Raw genomic sequence first — 3,021 nt, forward strand, 5'->3', positions numbered from 1 at the left:
GAAAATAGACAAGCTAGCCAGGTTGCTTGGCATTGAAGCGCATGTTGTCTGCCGCTGGGGAGATCAGCATTCAATGACCAAAAATATTTAGTAATGCATAAAAAAGCCGGATCCAGAAAGTTCTGAACCCGGCTTGACTCTAATCACAATAAACACAGAGAAAAGTTAATTCTGTTTATTCAGGCTATGATGTTCTTTCCTGTTATTGGTCAGATCATTACCTTTTACCATTTCCTCTTCTCTGCGCCTGCTGTCCAAATTGTCCTTGTTTTCAGGCCTTGCCCGGGAACTCTGATTTTGCTGCATCATTCCCGAATTTTGTGACTGTCTCATGACAAATTGTGTTTGATTATGCCTGATATACTTTAAATATCGTGCCAGCAAAACATGGAATAACGATATGTTGTACCGGAATAAACCTAAAAAGTGCGCTTTGTACCCTCGTACAGCTCGTATTCCAGCAACCTGCAATCGATTTTACCTGAATAAAACTCAATGCGGCGTCGCGGTTTCAAACCGATTTTTTTGGCAAGATCGAGGTTACCTGTAAACACATAACCCGAATAGCCTCTACACTTTTGTTTCATAAAGTCACCAATGCGGGCATAGGTTTCTTCAAGTTCACTGATTTCGCCCAGTCGCTCGCCGTATTCAGGATTGACAAAGAACACCCCTTTGTTTTCATCCGGTATCTCTGTTTCCGTAAAATCACAAACCTGAAACTCGATCATATTGGCAACTCCGGCAGCTACCGCATTCTTTCTCGCATTTTCAATGGCCGCTTCGCTGTGGTCAGTTGCAATAATGCGTAAATCGGGCACATCTATAATCTGCACTTCCAGCTTATCCTGTTCTGCGTAGTAAACCTCCTCGTCATAGCCGAGCAAATGCATGAAGGAATAGTTGTTCCGGAAAAGTCCGGGTTTGCTGTTGGTAGCAATGAGGGCAGCTTCAATGGCAAGTGTGCCCGAGCCGCACATCGGGTTCAGGAATGCAGAGCGCCTGTCCCACGTACTGGCGAGTATCGTAGCCGAGGCGAGTGATTCCAGCATAGGCGCTGCACCCGGGATTTTCCGGTAACCGTGCCGGGCAATTGTTTCGCCGGAGGTATCTATAAAGATCTCAGCCTGCTCTTCTTTCCAGAACAAATGCACCACAGCCTGCCTCATATCTGAGCCAGAGGAAGGCCGCACGCCTTTTTTATCCCTGATCCTGTCTACAATGGCATCCTTAACCCGCACATTCACATACATCGAATTATTCACGCTTTCCGTATGCACATTGCTGGTTACCGAAAAATATCCCTCAGCTGGCAGAATATCTTCCCAGGCTATCTGTGATAAAAACCGGTAGACATCATCGGCATGCTTTGCACGGAAAGTACCGAGGCTGTACAAAACCTGGCTTGCACAATACAGGTTCAGGTTCAAACGGATACAATCGTTCATGGTACCTGTCGTGCGAATGCCCGTGGGGAAAGTTTCAGCGATATCAAATCCAAGTGCTTTTACCTCCGGTTCAAGGAACGGTGCCAGGCGGCGGTAGCAGGTAATAATGATGTTTGCTTGATTTTGGAAAACTGACATTGTAAGCTGTTAATGCGGGTGAATGCGTGCAAACATACTAAGAATATTGCTCGCTAATCAACTCGTGACACAAGCGCGCGCCCGCAAAGCTGCCCGTTGCCACTGCATTCGCGACAGACCGAGCAGGTGAAGCATTGTCGCCGGCAGCATATATCCCTGGTACATTCGTCTTTAGCGCAGCATCCAGCGCAATGTGGGCCTGAGCGTTAAGCTGAACGCCAAGCACTTCGGGTAGCTTGCAATGTTGTTCAAAAGGCGGGCGGTGGTACAATGCTTTGAGCGCGGAGGAGCTTCCATCCTGGAACTCGATGTGCGTGAGGTAGCCATTTTCATGTACTATCCTTTCAACCGGCTGTTCGTTAAGCGACACACAGATTTGTTGCAGCTGCATTTTTGTATTTATGTCAAAGTCGGCTGCGCCGTTTGTAAAAATGGTCAGGTCAGATGTCCAGTTGCGGATCAGTCTGGCGAAGTCCAGTGTAGTTTCTCCATTCACCAGAATGCCCGTTTTCTGATCGCTGTATTCGTATCCGTGGCAAAAAGGACAATGGATTACGCTGATTCCCCAGCACGCGGCCAGTCCGGGCGTGGCGGGTAGCAGGTCTTTAATGCCGGTCGCAAAGAGAATCTTTTTAGCATTGAAATGCTGCCCGGAGCCTGTCTGAACAGTGAAATTATTATTCTCCCCGGATGCATTCACAGCCAGGTCTTCAATCCATTCAACCGTAGGATAGGAGAGTACCTGCTCCCTTGCTACCGCGCCAATAGCCGCCGGAGTAGCGCCGTCCCGGGTAAGAAAGTTGTGTGAATGCGGCGTCTGTGCATTGCAGGGTTTCCCGCTGTCTATGATCGCTACCTTCCATTTGGCGCGACCCAGCGACATGGCGGCTGATAAGCCGGCGTAGCTTCCGCCTACTATAATTACATCAAAATCTGTTTTTAAATGCATGGCATAAACAAGTTTGTGTCTCACAATTGAGACATATATGGATAAAAAATTTTACAAACCAATCCCCCGGCTGAATGAAAACCAGCCAAGTTTTTTTACATCATTCAGTTGCATAGCTGCATTGGAACGTGAAGTAACAGAAGCAGCAACAATTCCCTGAAAAAGCTGGTGAACCCAGTCGATGGTGACCATGGGGCTGATCAATCCCTGCTGTTGGAGGAATTTCAGGTGTGTTTTCCAGATGAAAAAGGTATCGTCATAATCAGCGCATTCTATGTCGTGCGACTGGTGCTCGTGATCGTGCAATGTGTGTAATTTATGCAGGAATGTATCTTTGGTGCCGCATTCTATACCGGCATAAAACATGCGCTCCAATCTTTGAATGGGATCTTCGGTGCTGTTGTAAGCATTTTGCATCGCTATGTGACACGCTTTTCGAATCTCGTTCTTGCAGCTTTTCATCAGCTCGTTCCGGTCTTTGAAGTA

4 protein-coding genes are annotated in these 3,021 nt (G+C 47.3%); all 4 read right to left on the reverse strand.

Annotated features, from left to right (window positions below):
• Positions 1 to 165 precede the first annotated feature (165 nt).
• Positions 166 to 333, reverse strand: a complete 168-nt coding sequence (locus ACTIE6_RS21715; protein WP_439558626.1) for a hypothetical protein — start codon at positions 331 to 333, stop codon at positions 166 to 168.
• Positions 334 to 419: 86 nt separating this feature from the next.
• A complete protein-coding gene (locus ACTIE6_RS21720) occupies positions 420 to 1,586 on the reverse strand; it encodes a THUMP domain-containing class I SAM-dependent RNA methyltransferase (RefSeq protein ID WP_439558627.1) in 1,167 nt (388 codons plus the stop codon).
• Positions 1,587 to 1,623: 37 nt separating this feature from the next.
• Positions 1,624 to 2,535, reverse strand: a complete 912-nt coding sequence (locus tag ACTIE6_RS21725) for an NAD(P)/FAD-dependent oxidoreductase (RefSeq protein ID WP_439558628.1) — start codon at positions 2,533 to 2,535, stop codon at positions 1,624 to 1,626.
• Positions 2,536 to 2,586: 51 nt separating this feature from the next.
• Positions 2,587 to 3,021: hypothetical protein (locus ACTIE6_RS21730; protein ID WP_439558629.1), on the reverse strand; the 435-nt coding region annotated here is incomplete at its 5' end.

The sequence above is a fragment of the Dyadobacter sp. genome (assembly GCF_051859145.1).
Lineage (GTDB): Bacteria > Bacteroidota > Bacteroidia > Cytophagales > Spirosomataceae > Dyadobacter.